Origin of the sequence: Aeromicrobium sp. CF4.19 (assembly GCF_051262555.1) — a bacterium.
In the GTDB taxonomy this organism is placed as follows: domain Bacteria; phylum Actinomycetota; class Actinomycetes; order Propionibacteriales; family Nocardioidaceae; genus Aeromicrobium.
Genome location: NZ_JBIMEU010000001.1, coordinates 656,622 through 673,091 on the forward strand (window position 1 = coordinate 656,622; position 16,470 = coordinate 673,091).

A 16,470-nucleotide genomic window follows, 5' to 3' on the forward strand; every position below is an offset into this window, starting at 1 on the left:
CCCGTCCACGCGAGGACGTCCCGCCAGGCAGCGGACCCGTGCGCGGTGGACCCGGCCGGGTCACCCTGGTCGGCGGTGGTCCCGGGGACCCGGGGCTGGTGACCGTCGCGGGACGGGAGGCGCTGGAGTGCGCCGACCTCGTCGTGGCCGACCGGCTCGCTCCCCTCGCCGCCCTGCGCTGGGCACCGGCACACGCCGAGATCGTCGACGTCGGGAAGATCCCGGGCGGACGCAGCACGGACCAGACCGAGATCAACCGGATGCTCATCGACGGGGCCAAGGCCGGACGGCACGTGGTCCGCTTCAAGGGCGGTGACTCCTTCGTCTTCGGACGTGGCGGCGAGGAGGCCGTCGCGTGCGCTCGGGCAGGCGTCGAGGTGCGCGTCGTGCCGGGGGTGTCGTCGTCGATCGCCGGGCCGGCCGCCGCGGGTGTGCCCGTCACCCACCGCGGGCTGACGCAGGGATTCACCGTCGTCTCCGGGCACGTTCCTCCCGACGACCCGACCTCGACCCTCGACTACGCCGCCCTGGCCCGCGCCGGCACGACGCTCGTGGTGCTCATGGGTGTGCGCACCCTGGAGGCCATCTGCGAGAGCCTCGTCGACCACGGCCTCCCGCCCGGGACACCGGCCCTCGTCGTGGCCGACGCGACGCTGCCCAGCCAGGTCCGTGTGCGCGGGACGGTCAGCACGATCACCGAGCTCAGCGAGAAGGCCCAGGTCGGGCCTCCGGCCATTGCCGTCATCGGCGAGGTGGCCGACATCGCCGACCTGCCGTGATCCTGTGGATGCGTCACGGCGAGTCCACGTGGAACGCCGCCGGACGGATGCAGGGCCAGGACCCCACCCCACCGCTCACCGACCTCGGCCGGGCCCAGGTGGAGGAGGCGACGCAGACGCTCCTGGAGTCCGGGGTCACCGGCATCGTGACCTCCCCGGCCCGTCGCGCCACCGAGAGCGCCGCGATCGTCGCCACCCGGCTGGGGCTCGACGTCCGGGAGGACCCGCTGCTCGTGGAGCGGGGGCTGGACGAGACGTGGGAGTCGGTCGAGGCCCGCATCCGGGCGGTCGTGGCGTCGGTGCCCGCGCCCGGCACCCTGCTGGTGACCCACGGCGACGTCATCGGGTACGCCGCCCACCTCCTCGCGGGCCTGGCTCCGACGGTCCCGGGCAACGGCTCGGTCCTGCGTCTCGTCACCCGTGCAACCCCTCCCGGCTGGCGTGCCGATGTCCTATGCTGAGCGCGTCCGCGGTCGAGGAAGCCGGTGAGATTCCGGCACAGTCGCGCTACTGTGACACCCGCTCCGGGTGGAGTCAGACCCCGCCGTGGACAGCCCATCCACCACCGGGACGCAGGAATCCCTCAGGAGGCCCCCGTGAGTCAGCCCTGTCGTGACGCCGCCCGCCAGCACCGGGAAACGCCGAGCCGCGCGGTCCCCACGCCCGACGCTGCAGTGATCGACGCCGCCTCGGAGCGCCTCGCCGGGCTCGCGACGCCTGCCGGGGCGCTCGGTCGACTCGGCGAGCTGGGGGTGTGGCTCGCCGGCGTGCAGGGACGGGTCCCGCCGGCGCCGCCTCACTCGGTGCACGCCGTCGTCTTCGCCGGCGACCACGGGGTCGCGGCACACGGGGTCTCGGCCTACCCGCCGGCCGTCACCCCCGCCATGGTGCGGAGCTTCGTCGCCGGGACCGCCGGCGTGTGCGTCCTGGCCCGCCAGCACGACGTCGGGCTCAGGGTGCTCGACCTCGGGGTCGATGACGACCTGGCGGGGGTGGACCCTGCCGTCACCGCGCACAAGGTGCGGCGCGGCAGCGGCGCCATCCACGTCGAGGACGCCCTGACCCGGGCGGAGACCGAGCAGGCCCTCGCCGTCGGGACCGTCGTGGCCGCCGAGGAGATCGCGGCCGGGGCCGACCTGCTGATCGGCGGCGACATGGGCATCGGCAACACCACCCCGAGCGCCGCGCTCGTGGCGGCGTCGCTGGGCCTGCCCGCTGCCGAGGTCGTGGGACGCGGCACCGGCATCGACGAGACCGCCCTCGTGCACAAGACGGCGGTCGTCGATGCGGCCCTGACCCGCGCCGGCGGCCGTGTCGACGATGCCGTCGACCGCCTGACCGCGCTCGGCAGTGCCGATCTCGCCGCCACGGTCGCCTTCCTCGTCGAGGCGGCCCGGTCCGGCGTCCCGGTCGTGCTGGACGGGCTCATCTCCGTCGCCTGCGCCCTGACGGCCGAGGACCTCGCGCCGGGTGCGAGCGCGTGGTTCGTCGCGGGGCACCGCTCGACCGAGCCCGCCCAGGGCCTTGCACTGGACAAGCTCGGGCTGGAGCCGATCATCGACGTCGGGATGCGCCTGGGCGAGGGCAGCGGCGCCGTGGCCGCCGTGCCCCTGCTCCGCTCGGCCGCCCTGCTGCTGTCCGAGACGGCCCTCCTGCGCGACGTCCTGTGACCTCACCGCGGGCCCGGGGCCTGGTGCTCGGGTTCGTCCTCGACCTCGCGCTGGGCGACCCACGACGCGGCCACCCCGTGGCCGGCTTCGGACGCGTCGCCGCCGCCCTGGAGAGACGGACCTATGCCGACGCACGTCCGGCCGGTGTCCTGCACGTCGCGACACTGGTCGGTGGCGCCGTCGCACTCGGGCTCGTCGCCGAGCGTGGCGCACGCAGGGTCGGGCCGACGGCGGAGGTCGTGACCACCGCACTGGCCACCTGGACCGTGCTCGGGGGGCGTTCGCTGGAGCGCGAGGCCCACACGGTCGGCGACCTGCTGGCAGCCGGCGACCTCCCCGCCGCCCGCCGGCGCGTCACCCACCTCGTGGGCCGTGACCCGTCCGGGCTCGACGAGGCCGCGGTCGTGCGGGCGACGATCGAGTCGGTCGCCGAGAACACGTCGGACGCCGTCGTCGCCCCGCTGCTGGCCGGCGCCGTCGCGGGCGTGCCGGGTCTGCTCGGCTACCGCGCGGCCAACACGCTCGACGCGATGGTGGGGCACCGCACCCCGCGACTGGAGCGGTTCGGGTGGGCGGCGGCCCGCCTGGACGACCTGCTCAACCTCGTGCCCGCCCGCGTCGCGGCCGTGGCCGCGGCGGTGACGGCTCCCGTCGTGGCCGGGTCACCCGCCGCCGCGGCGCGCGCCTGGCGTCGGGACGCGCCGCATCACCCCAGTCCGAACGCCGGTCCGGTGGAGGCGACCTTCGCCGGTGCGCTCGGCATCACCCTCGGTGGCGTGAACGTCTACGCCGGGCAGGTCGAGGATCGCCACACCCTCGGCGACGGCCCCGCCCCCGAGCGCGGCGACATCACCCGCGCGACCCGTCTCGCCCGCGCCGTCGACCTCGCCACGGCTGCCACCGCCGTCCTCGGCACCCTCGTCCTTCCACCCCTGGTCCTCAAGATTCGTGAGCGCCTGCACACGACATGACGCATGGGGGCCGTCTTGGGGGCAGGTGCTCACAGATCGTGGCGCAAGGACCACGCGACGGAGGCCTCGACGTCGGGCGTCGTCGCGATGCCGGCCGGTGACGGGGGCCGCGAGACGACCACGACGGGGACGTCCAGCCGGGCGGCAACGTCGAGCTTGGCGACGGTGTGCTTGCCGCCGGAGTCCTTGGTGACCACGACGTCCACCCCGTGCCGGTCCATCAGCTCCCGCTCGGACGCCGCGTCGTAGGGACCACGGCTGTGCAGCACGGTCCAGCGCGGTGGCAGCTCGACGTCCGGGGCGTCGACGACGCGCACGAGGGCATCGCTCTCTCCGAGCGGCCCCGTGAAGCGCGCCAGCGACTGCCGTCCCACCGTCAGGAACGGCCTGCTGCCGAGCGCGGCCGCGGCGAGCGCGGCCGCGGCGTGGTCGTCCACCCAGTGCCAGGACGCCGCCGCCTGGTGCTCGGTCCAGCCGGGCCGCTCGAGCCGCAGCAGCGGGACGCCCTCCGCGGCACAGGCCACTGCGGCGTTGCGCGTGATGCCTGCAGCGAAGGGGTGCGTCGCGTCCACCACGGCGGTGACCCCGGCGTTGCGCAGGTGGGCGCGCAGACCGTCGACGCCACCGAACCCGCCGATCCGCACCGCACCCTCCGGCATCCGAGGCCGCGCCACCCGGCCCGCGAGCGACGACTCGAACCGGACCCCGGACTCCTGCAGCAGCCGCGCCAGCTCCCGCGCCTCACCCGTGCCGCCGAGCACGAGGATCATGCCGGCCCCTCTGGAGTCGAGACATCAGTCAGGGCGCTCACCGACCCAGCCTAGCCACCCACGATGTGTGAGCCCCGGCACCCAGAACCACGGCCTGACGGTCTTTCGGGTGCGGGCGCTCACGAATCTCGGGGAGTCGGGGCGCCGGGAGGGAGCAGCGGGACGGGCCCGACGCCGTCGCGGGCGAGGGCCAGCAGGGCGTCGACGTCGAGGTGCTCCTCGACGAGGTCCCCGAGGCGGTCCAGCCGCGCCTCGCGCAGCGCCGCGAACGAGACGTCCGAGGCCGGCAGGTCCACCCCGGACGCCTCGGCGACCCGCGCCAGCAGGGCGCGCCGGAACCCGTCCGACTCCAGGCTCCCGTGCCACATCGTGCCGTGCACCGACCCCCGACGCGCGCCACCGAGGAACTGCTCGTCGAGGCCCGTCGTGATGCGCCCGTGGTGGATCTCGTAGCCGCTGACCGGCTGCCCGAAGGCCTCGCCGACCGGCAGGCGCAGCACCTTCTCCGCCGCGAACCGCGTCTCGACGTCGAGCAGCCCCAGGCCCGGCACGTCGGCGGGCTCGCCACTCTCGACGCCGTCGGGGTCCAGCATCCTGCGGCCGAGCATCTGGAACCCGCCGCAGATGCCGAGCACCGACCGTCCCGACGCGACGTGCTGCTCGACGGCCCGGTCCAGCCCGCGCGAGCGGAGCCATGCGAGGTCCTCGACCGTCGACCGAGTGCCGGGCAGGACGACGAGGTCGGCCCCGGCGAGGTCACGCGGCTCGGAGACGAACACGACGTCGACGCCCGGCTCGATGCCCAGCGCGTCGACGTCGGTGAAGTTGCTGATCCGGGGCAGCCGCACGACGGCCACGCGCAGGCCGGACCCGCTCGAGCGACGGCCCTCGAGGTCGAGCGCGTCCTCGGAGTCCAGCCACAGCGTCGGGTCCCACGGCAGCACGCCGTAGACGCGCCGCCCGGTGAGCGCCTCCAGCCGATCGAGCCCGGGGGTCAGGAGCGACGGGTCACCGCGGAATTTGTTGACGACGAACCCCGCCACGAGCGCCTGGTCCGACGCGTCCAGCAGGGCGACGGTGCCGAGCATCGCGGCGAACACGCCTCCGCGGTCGATGTCGCCGACCACCACCGTCGGCATCGACGCGTGCTGCGCCAGCCCCATGTTGACGTAGTCCGACGAGCGCAGGTTGATCTCCGCAGGACTGCCGGCGCCCTCGGCCACCACGACGTCGAACCGCCCTGCGAGGTCGTCGTACGCGTCGTGCGCCGCACGCGCGAGGTGTCGTCGGCCGTCGACGAAGTCGCTGGCCGAGACCTCACCCGCGGGACGCCCCATCACGACGACGTGGCTGCGCCGGTCGCCCCCGGGCTTGAGCAGGACCGGGTTCATCGCCGGCTCCGGCACGGCCCCGGCGGCCAGGGCCTGCACCCACTGCGCCCGGCCGATCTCGGCCCCGCCCCCGTCCGGGTGCGCGACGACCATCGAGTTGTTGGACATGTTCTGCGCCTTGTACGGCGCGACCCGCAGGCCACGGCGCGCGAGGGCCCGGCACAGACCGGTCGTCACGACGCTCTTGCCGGCGTCGGAGGTCGTGCCGGCGACGAGCAACGAGCCGGGCATGCGACACACCCTAGGGCCCGCTGACCGCCGACCCGCCGGAGCCGCCCAGGGCTTGCGCACCGAGGGACGCGCCGCCACGATGAGACGGACCACCGAGGGGAGCCCATGGCTGACAGTGATGCCGTGCCACGCCAAGCCGAGGAGCTGCAGCGCTCCATCACGGGCCGGCTGCTCTTCTTCTACGTCCTCGGCGACGTGCTCGGCTCCGGCATCTATGCGCTCATCGGTGTCATGGCCTTCACCGTCGGCGGCGCGTTCTGGCTCTCCTTCGTCGTCGGCGTCTCGGTCGCGCTGCTCACCGGCTTCGCCTACGCCGAGCTGATCACCAAGTACCCGCAGGCCGCCGGGGCGGCGCTCTACACCCACAAGGCGTTCGGCAACCGCCCACTCACCTTCCTCGTGACCTTCTGCCTGCTCGCCGCGACGATCGCCGCAGCCGGGACGCTGGCCCGCGTCTTCGGCGGCCCGTACTTCCAGTCGCTCATCGGCGGCGTGCCGACGACAGTGGTGGCCATCGCGTTCATCGTGGCGCTGTCACTGCTGAACTTCCGCGGCATCACCGAGTCCGTCTGGGCCAACATGGTCATGACGCTCGTCGAGAGCACCGGCCTGGTGCTCATCCTCATCATCGGGGTGATGGTGGTGGGCAGCGGCGAGGCCAACCTTGACCAGCCGTTCCAGCTCAACGACGGCAACGCGGGCCTGGTCGTCCTCAGTGGCGTGGCGCTGGCGTTCTTCGCCATGACCGGCTTCGAGAACGCCGCCAACATCGCCGAGGAGACCCGCGAGCCCACCCGGGTGTTCCCCAAGGCGCTGCTGGGCGGGATGACGCTGGCCGGTGTCCTCTACGTCATCATCGCGTTCATCGCGGCGATGGTCGCCCCCATCGACGAGCTCGGCGCCGACGAGGGCAGCGGCGGCAGCCTCCTCACCGTCGTGGAGTACGGCCCGCTGCCCGTGCCGTCGGCGCTGTTCTCGGCCATCGCGCTGGTCGCCGTCACCAACACCGCCCTCGTCTCGCTCGTCGCGCAGTCGCGCATCATGTACGGGATGGCCAAGCAGGGCATCGTGCCCAGGGTCTTCGCCAAGACCCACCCGGTGCGGCGCACTCCTTGGGTCTCCATCATCTTCACCGCGGGCATGGTGTGCCTGCTGCTGGCACTCGCCGACGTCGACCGGCTCGCCACCGTCACGGTGCTGTTCCTCATCGTCGTCTACGGCATGGTCTGCCTGGCGGCGCTGAAGCTCCGCGGCGCCCCGATGGACCACGACCACTACCGGGCTCCCACGTGGATCCTGGTGCTCGGCGTCGTCGCCAACCTCGCCATCCTGCTCTACACGATGTGGGACGATCCGGGATCCATCGTGTGGTGCGCCGGCATCCTCGCGGTCGGCGTCGTCCTCTACTTCGTCAACAACGCCTTCACCCGCGCAGATCCCCCGCCCATCGACGCCGACGAGATCGCCGGCTGAGCCGACCCGACAGGAGCACCACCATGCACATCCTCATCGCCACGGACGGATCACGTCAGTCGTTGGCCTCCGCCACGTTCCTGCGCTCGATCGTCGACCCCGAGAGCGTCACCAAGGTCGGCGTCGTGGCCGTCGTCAGCCCGCTCGCCGCCGTGCCCTTCGCGGGCGACGACAGCGGGGGCAAGCAGTCCATCGACGAGCTGTCCTTCCGCCGATCCGCGGAGAAGGCGACACAGCAGCTGTCCGAGGCCCTGGCGGACTGGGGCCCGCCGGTCAGCACCCACATCTACAGCGGCTCACCGTCCTCGGAGATCATCAAGGCGGCGAACCGGTTCGGCTCCGGGCTCATCGTCATCGCCAGCCAGAGCACCCGCACCCAGGCCGTCCTGATGGGCTCGGTGGCGCACCGGGTCATGAACCAGGCGACGTGCCCGGTGCTCGTGCACCGTCCCGGCCAGAAGCCCAAGAAGCCGGCCCGCAAGACCGCGAGCAAGGCTCGGAAGCAGGACTGACGCTCAGGCGCGACGGCGACTCAGCCAGGGCGCCAGCAACCCGGTGATCCACGGCAGCAGCAGGTAGGTCATGAGCGGCGTCATGAGGCACACGGTGAGCGTGACGCGTGCGGGCAGCCACAGGTCCGGCGCCGCCCACGCACCCAGCGTGTTCGTCACCAGGCTGAGCGGCCAGAACACGATGAAGATCGCCACCATCTGCTTCCAGCGCGGTGGAGGTGCAGGCGCCGGCCGCAGGTCCTCGACGTCCACGCTGGACGGTTCGTCGAACCAGCCCTCGATCCCCGTGCGCCGCTCCAGCATCGACTCATCGACGAGGCCCTGGGCCGAGTCCAGCCACCAGCGGCGCTGCTCGGAGGTCATCCAGCCCTCGAGGTGGTCGGCGTCGGCGAAGCGGTAGAGCATGTGCCACTCGGCGGACCCGGGTGACGGCCGCACCCAGCCGGATCCGAGGAAGCCGTCGAACCGCTCGGCCATCTCCATCCCGGCCCGCAGCCAGGCGAGCATCTGCATCTCCTGGGCGGGATCCACGTGGCGGGTGATGGAGACGGTGACGGGTCCGGGCATGCCTCCACCCTAGGGTCGGCACCGTTGACGGGCGCCCCGACCTGCCCTATATTCAACGCATGATGAATTCAAGTGTGGAGGTCGATGCGTTGACCGTGCGGCGCGGCCGACGCGTCGTGCTGCAGGACCTGTCGCTGTCGGTCGGCCGTGGCACGATCACGGGCCTGCTCGGCCCGAGCGGGTGCGGGAAGACGACGCTGATCCGGTGCGTCGCCGGTACCCAGCAGGTCGCCTCCGGCTCCGTCACCGTCCTCGGCGAGCCCGCCGGGTCACCGGCCAACCGCTCCCGGGTCGGCTACGTGACCCAGGCCAGCTCGGTCTACCCCGACCTGACCGCTCGGCAGAACCTGGAGTACTTCGCCACGCTCACCGGCGCCGGCTCGGCCGACGTCAATCGCGCGCTGTCGGAGGTCGGCCTCACCGACCAGGCCTCTCAGGTCACGGGTCACCTCTCCGGCGGGCAACGCACCCGGGTCTCGCTCGCTGCGGCCCTGCTCGCCCGGCCCGAGCTGTACCTGCTCGACGAGCCCACCGTCGGGCTCGACCCGGTGCTGCGCCGCGACCTCTGGCAGCTCTTCGCCGCCCTGACGGCCGACGGCGCGACGCTGCTGGTCTCCAGCCACGTCATGGACGAGGCGGGCCGGTGCGACCGCGTGCTGCTGATGCGCGCCGGCGGGCTGCTCGCGGACGACTCCCCCGCCGGCCTGCGCCGCGCCGGCCGCTCCGACGACCTCGAGCAGGCCTTCCTCACGATCGCCGAGGCGGGTGCCGCATGAGACGGGCTGTCGGCACCGCCGTGCGGGTCCTGCGCCAGCTGGGTCACGACCACCGCAGCGTCGCGCTCGTGCTCGTCCTCCCGTCGCTGCTGCTGTGGCTCTTCAGCGAGGTCTTCGCCGGCTCACCCGGCGTCTTCGACCGGGTGGGTCCCCAGCTGCTGGGCATCTTCCCCTTCACCGTCATGTTCCTCGTGACCTCGGTGACGATGGTTCGCGAGCGGACGTCGGGCACCCTCGAGCGCATCCTCACCACCCCGCTGCGGCGCGCTGAGCTCGTGGGTGGGTACGCGCTCGCGTTCGGCCTCGCCGCCCTGGCCCAGGCCGGCCTCACGTCGGCCGTCGCCATCTGGGTCCTCGGGCTGGAGCTGCCGTCTCCCTGGGTGGTCGTCGTGCTCGCCGTCGTCGTCGCCGTGGTGGGCACCGCACTGGGGCTGCTGACCTCGGCCTTCGCCCGCACGGAGTTCCAGGCCGTGCAGTTCATGCCCCTCGTCGTCATCCCACAGGTCCTGCTGTGCGGACTGCTGGCGCCCCGCGAAGACATGGCCGGCGCCCTGCACGTCCTCTCCGACGCACTGCCGCTGAGCTACGCGACCGACGCCTTCACGGCGACGCTCACGACCGAGGGGATGTCCGCCGCCCTGTGGTCGGACCTCGGCGTGCTCGTCGGGTTCGGCGCCGTGGCAGTGGGGCTGGCCTCGCTGACGCTGCGGCGACGCACGCCGTAGATTGACGCCCATGGCGCAGGAGCGGCGGGGCCGGGGACGGCCGGTCGCCGTCGACGGCGTGGACCGACGGACCGCACTCCTGGACGCGGCACGCGAGCAGTTCGCAGCCAAGGGCTACGCCCAGGCGTCGCTGCGCTCGATCGCGGCGCAGGCCGGGGTCGACGCGAGCCTGGTGAATCACTACTTCGGCGACAAGCAGGGGCTGTTCATCGAGACGCTGGAGCTTCCGGTCAACCCGCTCCTTCGCATCCGTGGCGTGCTCGACCAGGGCACGGAAGGACTGGGGGAACGTCTCGTGCGGACCTTCCTGTCCAGCTGGGACCCGCACCCTGCGGTGTTCGCGGCCATCGTGCGGACCGGGCTGGTGGAGTCCCCCGAGGCCACGGGCCCCGTGCTCGAGATGGTGCGCACCGTACTGCGCGACCAGCTCGCCGACGTCCTGGACGGGGACGACGCCGAGCTGCGGGCCTCGCTCGTCGTGAGCCAGGTGCTCGGCCTGGGCGTCGCCCGGTACGTCATGCAGGTCGAGCCCCTCGCCTCGGCCGTCGTCGAGGACGTCGCGGTCCGCCACGGGTCGGCGATCCAGGCTCTCGTCGACGACTGAGCGGCCGGTCAGAGGGCGCGGGCGAGCACGGTGATCACGCTGAGCAGGGCCACCACGAGCGAGACGGGCACCAGCCACAGCGCGGCGACCGCGACCGTCACGGTGGTGCCGATCTTCGGCGGGAGGAAGTAGCGCGCCCGCTCGAGGTCGTCGACGCCGTCGATCCAGCGCCCCGTCATCGTGACGCCGCTCCACAGTCCGCGCAGTCGGGAGAACACCCGCGCACCGCCCCCGCCGCCGATCGCAGTGAGGACGCCGCGGGTCTCATCGACGCGGTCGCTCAGGCTCACCGCGATGCCGAGCTCCGTGGCCAGGACCTCGGGCTCCTCGACGGCGCGCAGGATCCGCTGCCGGCGGGCTCCGAAGGCGAGGGACACCAGGCCCATCAGCAGGGCGATGACGACCAGCACGATCCGGGCGGGGCCGTCCGTGGCCAGGCCCAGGGCCAGGGTCGTGAGGATGAACGGGAGAGGCACGACCAGCAGAGCGAGCGTCGGCAGACGCAGCAGCCGGACCGCCGGCACGATCACCATCGTCGCGTGCTGGGCCGCCTGCGACGTCTGGCCGTCGACGCGCCCGGTCATCGAGCCGACGCTCTTGTTGGCGCGGGCTCCCCAGGAACGACGCTTCTCCATGGCCCCAGTCTAGGCGGGCGCCCCACGTCGTCCCCGCCCCGCGGACGATGGCGGCACCGTCGTGGTGTGGCCGCCGGCACGTGGGCGTCGCCTCGCCCCTAGGCTTCGCTGGTGGCGATCCTGCTCTCCCTGCTCTCCGCCGTGTCCTACGGCGTGTCCGACTTCCTCGGAGGGATCTTCGCCAAGCGGGCCGGGGCGTGGCAGGTCGCGTTCGTCGGGCAGCTGTCCTCCACGGCCTGCGTCAGCGTCGCCGCGCTCGTCATCGGCGGCGCAGCGACGCGGGGCGACTGGCTCTGGGGAGCGGCTGCGGGGCTCGGCGGCGGCATCGGCACCGCCTTCCTCTACCGAGGCCTGGCCGGCGCACGGATGGGCGTGGTCGCGCCACTGTCGGCCGTCACGTGCGCGCTGCTGCCCGTGGCCGTCGGGCTGGCCGTCGGGGAGCGCCCCAGCCTGCTCGCGGCGGTCGGCATCGTGCTGGCCTTTCCGGCCATCCTGCTCATCTCGCGCATGGTCGATGAGGACCCGTCCCACCGCGGCGGGGTCGTCGACGGGATCCTCGCCGGACTCGGGTTCGGCATGCTGTTCGCCGCGCTCGGTCAGGTGGGCGACGAGGCCGGGCTCTACCCCTTGATCCTCACGCAGGGGTTCTCGGTGGTCAGCGTGGTGCTGACGGCCCTCGCCCTGGGCCAGGCCTGGGTCCCGCGTGACCCGGCAGCCTGGCGGGCGATCGTCATGGGCCCGCTGGGCGCCCTCGCCACGAGCACCTTCCTCGTCGCGACGACCTACGGCCTGCTCTCGGTCGTCGCGGTGATCTCCTCGCTCTATCCCGCGATCACGGTGCTGCTGGCCGCGCTCGTGCTCTCCGAACGCATCCATGCCTGGCAGGGCGTCGGGCTCGCGCTCGCTGCCGGGGCGGTCTCCCTCGTCGCGCTCGGGTGAGGGCTACTTGAGGAACCTGCTCGTCGCGCGGTCCTTGAGCGGCTTGCCTCCGGTCTGGCAGGTGGGGCAGTACTGCAGCGAGGAGTCGCTGAAGGTGACCTCGGCGACGGCGTCGCCGCACACCGGACAGGCCTCGCCGGTGCGGCCGTGGACCCGCATCCCGCCGCGCTTGGCGTCCTTGAGCTCGGCGGCCGGCTTGCCGTGCGCCGACGCGAGGGCCTGCTGCAGGACCTCGGGGATCGCCGCCGCCAGGCGAGCGACCTGCTCGGCGTCGAGCTCGGACGCGAGCGCGAACGGCGAGAGCCGCGCGGCGTGCAGGATCTCGTCGCTGTAGGCGTTGCCGATGCCGGCGAGGATCTTCTGGTCACGCAGGAACCGCTTGACCTGCATGCGCCGCCCCTGCAGCAGGGGGGCCAGCTCGAAACCGTCGCCGAGCGGGTCCGGACCGAGGGCCGCGATGCCCTCGACGTCCGCCGGGTCCCGCACGACGTACATCGCCAGGCCCTTGCGCGTCCCGGCCTCGGTGACGTCGAAGCCGAGGTGCGGGCCCTCGCCCGCATCGAGCCGCACCCGCGCCGTGAGGGGTCCGTTGCCCATGCGCAGGCGCTTGTCGGTGAAGGAGTCGGCCCAGCGCAGCCAGCCCGCCTTGGCAAGGTGGATGACCAAGTGCAGCCCGTCGACCTCGAGATCGATGAACTTGCCGTGTCGGGCGACGCCGGTCACCTGCAGGCCGGAGAGAGCCGTGACCGGCGGGTCGTAGGTCTTCAGGACCGAGAACGACGCGAGCTCGACCTCGGCCACGACGGCACCGACCGCACGCTCACGCAGGAACGCCACGAGGGCGTCCACCTCCGGCATCTCCGGCATGCCCCCAGCCTAGCCTCGCGCGGCGACACCGGGCCCGAGTTGCGAGCCGGTCCAGGCCGGGCAGACTCGACGAGGCCCTGAACACCATCGAGAGGCACCCCATGAGCACCACCGTCGCCGCCCTGTCCACGCCCGAGGCCGGGGCCGGGTTCGAGCCCACCGAGATCGAGCGCCGAGACCTGCGTGACAATGACGTCCGCATCGCGATCGCCTACGCCGGCATCTGCCACACCGACATCCACCAGGCCCGTGACGAGTGGGGCGGCGGGATCTTCCCGATGACCCCGGGCCACGAGATCCTCGGGACCGTCGAGGAGGTCGGCTCCGCCGTCACCTCGCACGCGGTGGGCGACGTCGTGGGCGTCGGCTGCTTCGTCGACTCCTGCCTGGAGTGCGAGCCCTGCCGCGACGGCGAGGAGCAGTTCTGCACGCAGGGAGTCGTGCAGACGTACTCCGACAAGGGCTACGACGGCGAGGTCACCCGGGGCGGCTACAGCCGACAGGTCGTGGTCCGGGACCACTTCGTCGTCTCCATCCCCGACGGTGTCGACCACGCCGGCACCACGCCCCTGCTGTGCGCCGGGATCACGACCTACGCGCCGCTGCGGCGCCACGACGTCGGCGCGGGCACCCGGGTGGGCGTCATCGGCATGGGCGGGCTCGGCCACGTGGCGGTCAAGATCGCGGCCGCCATGGGCGCCGAGGTCTCCGTCCTCAGCCGCACCGCGGCCAAGCAGGAGGACGGCCTGTCCTTCGGCGCCACCGCCTACCACGCCACCGAGGACGAGTCGGTCTTCACCGACCTCGCCGGCAGCTTCGACCTGCTGGTCAACACCGTCGGCGCCGCGGTGGACCTCGACGCCTACCTCGGCCTCCTCGACCGCGGCGGATCGATGATCAACCTCGGCGCCCCGAGCGACTCGCTGCAGGCCTCCGCATTCTCCCTGCTCACGTACCGCCGCCGGATGGAGGGATCGATGGTGGGTGGCCTTGCCGAGACCCAGGAGATGCTCGACTTCTGCGCCGAGCACGGCATCACCGCCACCGTCGAGGTCATCGACGGCACTCAGGTCGATGAGTACTTCGACCGCATCGTCGACGGCGACGTCCGCTACCGGGCGGTCATCGACGCCTCGACCCTCGGCTGACCCGCGAGTCACTCCCACGGACCCGCGAGTCACTCCCACGGACCCGCGAGTCGTCAGGTGTCGTGGCGGGCGTAGAAGCCCTCCATGGCCGGCCAGGTCGTCCGCTTGGCGGCCCGGCCGGTGAGGACGCCGAGGTGGCCGCCGGGCGCCTCGACCAGCTGCGTGTCCGGTGCGTGGGGCACCAGCTCGAGCAGGTGCTCCACCGCCGGCAGCGGAGCGAGCGTGTCACCGAGACCGGCCACGACGAGCACCGGCTTGTCGATGTCGGCGAGGTGCACCGGCCGACCGCCGAGCTGCATCGTCCCGGTCGCGAACTCGTTCGATCGCATGATCACGTGGTACAGCTGCCCGAACGTGCGCCCCGGATAGGCGTACATGTTGTCCATGAAGTGGTCCACGGCCTCGAGCTGGGCGAGGAAGTCGCGGTCGTCGGCATGGGTCAGCATCGCGAACGGCTTGGTGAGGTACTTGTCGATGGCCGAGATCTGGAAGCCGAGCCGCGTCAGGGTGGCCGGCACCCCACCGATCCCGCGGTAGGCGGCGCCGACCAGGGGCCCGACCACGGCGTTGACGGGCCTCGCGATCGCCAGCAGCGGCACCTGGCGCAGGTCGAAGGGGCTGGCGACTGCCGTCGCGGTGAGGATCGGCAGGCTCGGGTCGGCCGCCGTCGCCAGCATCGTGAAGATGCCGCCGAGGCTCCACCCGGCCAGGTGGACGCCGGGGGCACCGGCATCGGCCACGACGTGCCCGATGGCCTTGGGGATGACGGTGTCCACCCAGTGCTCGATGCCCTGGTCCTTGTGCTCGAAGCTCACCGGCCCGTAGTCGATGAGGTAGACCGGGCGGCCCTCGTGGACGAAGTGCTCCACGACGCTGTTGCCGCGCCGCAGGTCGAACGCCAGGGCAGGCGCCGCGAGTGGCGGGACGAGCAGCAGCGGGTGACCATGCTGCTGCACGCCCGGCACGGGGTCGTAGCGGTACAGCGAGGCGTGCTCGGTGACCTTCACCAGGGTCCGAGGCGTCTGCCGCAGGTCGGCGAGGGGTCGGCGTCGCAGCTTGTCCTGCAGGTTCGCGCCCGCCGCGTGCAGGTCCCGGGGGATCCGGGGGGCGAGGAGTGACACGCCCGCATCCTGTCAGAGTTCGGGCCGCACGACCGACGGGGTCAGGCGAAGGTCAGGTACAGCAGGGCGAGGTTGAGCACGATGACGACGGCCGCGACGCAGCAGGCCGCGAGCGTCGTGCCACGCCGGTTCACGTGCTCCCCCATCAGCTCGCGACTGGCCGTGAGGCGTACGAGCGGCACCAGGGCGAAGGGGATCCCGATCGAGAGGACGACCTGCGAGACGATGAGCGCCCGACTCGGGTCCACGCCGAGACCGAGCACCACCAGGGCGGGGATGACGGTCACCGCGCGGCGCAGCAGCAGCGGCACCCGCACGCCGAGCAGGCCGTGCATGACCTCCGCTCCGGCGGCGCTGCCCACGGACGTCGAGGCAAGACCTGAGCCGAGCAGGGCGACCGCGAACAGCAGCGCGACGCCCGCACCCAGCTCCGAGGTCACCACGGCGTGGACCCCGGTGAGGGTCTCCGTTCCCGGCAGGCCCTGCAGGCCCGCCGCCGCGACCACGAGCAGCGAGAGGTTCAGCAGCCCCGCGAGGACCAGCGCGAGCACGACGTCGGAACGCGTCGCGCGGATCAGGCCGGCCAGGCCGATCGCGGCCCCTCGCGCCCCGAGCCGGTCGACGGTCAGGCTCGAGTGCAGGTAGATGACGTGGGGCATGACGGTGGCGCCGATGATGCCCGACGCGAGCAGGACGCTCTCGGTTCCGGCGAAGGTCGGCACGAGCCCCGCGGCGAACGGCGCCGCCTCAGGCGGGTTGACCACCAGGCCGGCCATGAAGCCGACGGCGATGAGCGCGAGGAACATCATGATGACCCGCTCGAGCGCGCTCTGACCGCGTACGTCGCCGACCTTCAGGATGAGCAGGGAGACCGCAGCGGTGACGACCGCTCCGGCCATGAGTGGCAGGTCGAACAGCAGGTACAGGGCGATCGCCCCGCCCACGACCTCGGCCAGGTCGGTGGCGATCGCGATCGCCTCGGCCTGCAGCCAGTAGGCCAGTCGAGGTCCGCGATCGAGCCGCTGGCCGACGTGCGTCGCGAGCGACCGCTCCGTCACGAGCCCGAGCTTGGCCGAGAGGTACTGCACCAGCACCGCCATGACGTTGGCCAGCACGACCACCCACACGAGCGTGTACCCGAACGACGCCCCAGCGGTGACGTTGGTGGCGACGTTGCCCGGGTCCACGTAGGCCACGGCGGCGATGAACGCCGGCCCCAGCAGGACGAGGCGCCGTCGGAGCGGGACGGCGGACATCATCGGGAGCAGGCTAGCGCCTCGCGCATGCTTCG

At 72.7% G+C, this 16,470-nt stretch carries 18 protein-coding genes; 11 read left to right on the forward strand and 7 right to left on the reverse strand.

The features are described 5' to 3' along the window. Positions 1–38 precede the first annotated feature (38 nt). From cobA to ACHAAC_RS03270, 4 genes are all read left to right on the forward strand, one after another. Positions 39–779, forward strand: coding sequence for a uroporphyrinogen-III C-methyltransferase (cobA, locus tag ACHAAC_RS03255; protein WP_435714773.1), 741 nt, complete (start codon positions 39–41; stop codon positions 777–779). A gap of 8 nt (positions 780–787) precedes the next feature. Beyond that, positions 788–1,240 (forward strand): histidine phosphatase family protein, encoded by a 453-nt coding sequence (locus ACHAAC_RS03260; protein WP_435714496.1) that lies wholly within the window; start codon positions 788–790, stop codon positions 1,238–1,240. Positions 1,241–1,375: 135 nt separating this feature from the next. Beyond that, the gene (cobT, locus tag ACHAAC_RS03265) at positions 1,376–2,449 is read left to right on the forward strand and encodes a nicotinate-nucleotide--dimethylbenzimidazole phosphoribosyltransferase (RefSeq protein WP_435714497.1); all 1,074 of its coding nucleotides are present in this window, start codon (positions 1,376–1,378) and stop codon (positions 2,447–2,449) included. Next, positions 2,446–3,420 (forward strand): cobalamin biosynthesis protein, encoded by a 975-nt coding sequence (locus tag ACHAAC_RS03270; protein ID WP_435714498.1) that lies wholly within the window; start codon positions 2,446–2,448, stop codon positions 3,418–3,420. The genes cobT and ACHAAC_RS03270 overlap by 4 nt, the downstream gene beginning before the upstream one ends. 29 nt (positions 3,421–3,449) lie before the next feature. Here the strand turns inward: ACHAAC_RS03270 and ACHAAC_RS03275 are convergent, their stop codons facing one another. Further along, positions 3,450–4,190 (reverse strand): cobalt-precorrin-6A reductase, encoded by a 741-nt coding sequence (locus ACHAAC_RS03275; RefSeq protein ID WP_435714499.1) that lies wholly within the window; start codon positions 4,188–4,190, stop codon positions 3,450–3,452. A gap of 119 nt (positions 4,191–4,309) precedes the next feature. Then, a complete protein-coding gene (locus ACHAAC_RS03280) occupies positions 4,310–5,812 on the reverse strand; it encodes a cobyric acid synthase (RefSeq protein WP_435714500.1) in 1,503 nt (500 codons plus the stop codon). Positions 5,813–5,917: 105 nt separating this feature from the next. Between ACHAAC_RS03280 and ACHAAC_RS03285 the strand changes: the two genes are divergently transcribed. Together ACHAAC_RS03285 and ACHAAC_RS03290 are read left to right on the forward strand one after the other, a co-directional pair. Next, complete coding sequence (locus tag ACHAAC_RS03285; protein WP_435714501.1) at positions 5,918–7,285, forward strand: APC family permease; 1,368 nt, start codon at positions 5,918–5,920, stop codon at positions 7,283–7,285. Positions 7,286–7,308: 23 nt separating this feature from the next. Continuing rightward, positions 7,309–7,797: a universal stress protein gene (locus ACHAAC_RS03290; RefSeq protein WP_435714502.1), complete on the forward strand. Its 489-nt coding sequence runs from the start codon at positions 7,309–7,311 to the stop codon at positions 7,795–7,797. 3 nt (positions 7,798–7,800) lie between these two features. Here ACHAAC_RS03290 and ACHAAC_RS03295 read toward each other — a convergent pair whose 3' ends face one another. Further along, positions 7,801–8,364, reverse strand: coding sequence for an antibiotic biosynthesis monooxygenase (locus ACHAAC_RS03295; RefSeq protein WP_435714503.1), 564 nt, complete (start codon positions 8,362–8,364; stop codon positions 7,801–7,803). Positions 8,365–8,423: 59 nt separating this feature from the next. Here ACHAAC_RS03295 and ACHAAC_RS03300 point away from each other — a divergent pair, with 59 nt between their 5' ends. Genes ACHAAC_RS03300 through ACHAAC_RS03310 form a run of 3 tightly spaced genes read left to right on the forward strand, consistent with a single transcriptional unit; the run spans position 8,424 to position 10,469 of the window. Further along, complete coding sequence (locus tag ACHAAC_RS03300) at positions 8,424–9,140, forward strand: ABC transporter ATP-binding protein (protein WP_435714504.1); 717 nt, start codon at positions 8,424–8,426, stop codon at positions 9,138–9,140. Beyond that, positions 9,137–9,865, forward strand: coding sequence for an ABC transporter permease (locus tag ACHAAC_RS03305; protein ID WP_435714505.1), 729 nt, complete (start codon positions 9,137–9,139; stop codon positions 9,863–9,865). Before ACHAAC_RS03300 ends, ACHAAC_RS03305 begins: the two co-directional genes overlap by 4 nt. Positions 9,866–9,875: 10 nt before the next feature. Continuing rightward, complete coding sequence (locus tag ACHAAC_RS03310) at positions 9,876–10,469, forward strand: TetR family transcriptional regulator (RefSeq protein WP_435714506.1); 594 nt, start codon at positions 9,876–9,878, stop codon at positions 10,467–10,469. Between the two features lie 8 nt (positions 10,470–10,477). Here the strand turns inward: ACHAAC_RS03310 and ACHAAC_RS03315 are convergent, their stop codons facing one another. Further along, positions 10,478–11,104 carry a hypothetical protein gene (locus ACHAAC_RS03315; RefSeq protein WP_435714507.1) on the reverse strand — a complete coding sequence of 209 codons (627 nt, stop codon included), beginning with the start codon at positions 11,102–11,104 and terminating at the stop codon, positions 10,478–10,480. A gap of 111 nt (positions 11,105–11,215) precedes the next feature. Here ACHAAC_RS03315 and ACHAAC_RS03320 point away from each other — a divergent pair, with 111 nt between their 5' ends. Next, positions 11,216–12,043, forward strand: coding sequence for an EamA family transporter (locus tag ACHAAC_RS03320; RefSeq protein WP_435714508.1), 828 nt, complete (start codon positions 11,216–11,218; stop codon positions 12,041–12,043). Between the two features lie 3 nt (positions 12,044–12,046). Here the strand turns inward: ACHAAC_RS03320 and ACHAAC_RS03325 are convergent, their stop codons facing one another. Continuing rightward, positions 12,047–12,910 (reverse strand): Fpg/Nei family DNA glycosylase, encoded by an 864-nt coding sequence (locus ACHAAC_RS03325; protein WP_435714509.1) that lies wholly within the window; start codon positions 12,908–12,910, stop codon positions 12,047–12,049. A gap of 101 nt (positions 12,911–13,011) precedes the next feature. On the opposite strand from ACHAAC_RS03325, the gene ACHAAC_RS03330 reads away from it, so the two are divergent. Beyond that, positions 13,012–14,058, forward strand: a complete 1,047-nt coding sequence (locus ACHAAC_RS03330; protein ID WP_435714510.1) for an NAD(P)-dependent alcohol dehydrogenase — start codon at positions 13,012–13,014, stop codon at positions 14,056–14,058. A 53-nt stretch (positions 14,059–14,111) separates the two neighbouring features. On the opposite strand, the gene ACHAAC_RS03335 is transcribed toward ACHAAC_RS03330, so the two are convergent. Both ACHAAC_RS03335 and ACHAAC_RS03340 read right to left on the reverse strand, forming a co-directional pair. After that, a complete protein-coding gene (locus ACHAAC_RS03335; protein WP_435714511.1) occupies positions 14,112–15,179 on the reverse strand; it encodes an alpha/beta hydrolase in 1,068 nt (355 codons plus the stop codon). Positions 15,180–15,220: 41 nt separating this feature from the next. Continuing rightward, positions 15,221–16,438 carry an Nramp family divalent metal transporter gene (locus ACHAAC_RS03340; RefSeq protein ID WP_435714512.1) on the reverse strand — a complete coding sequence of 406 codons (1,218 nt, stop codon included), beginning with the start codon at positions 16,436–16,438 and terminating at the stop codon, positions 15,221–15,223. Positions 16,439–16,470 lie beyond the last annotated feature (32 nt).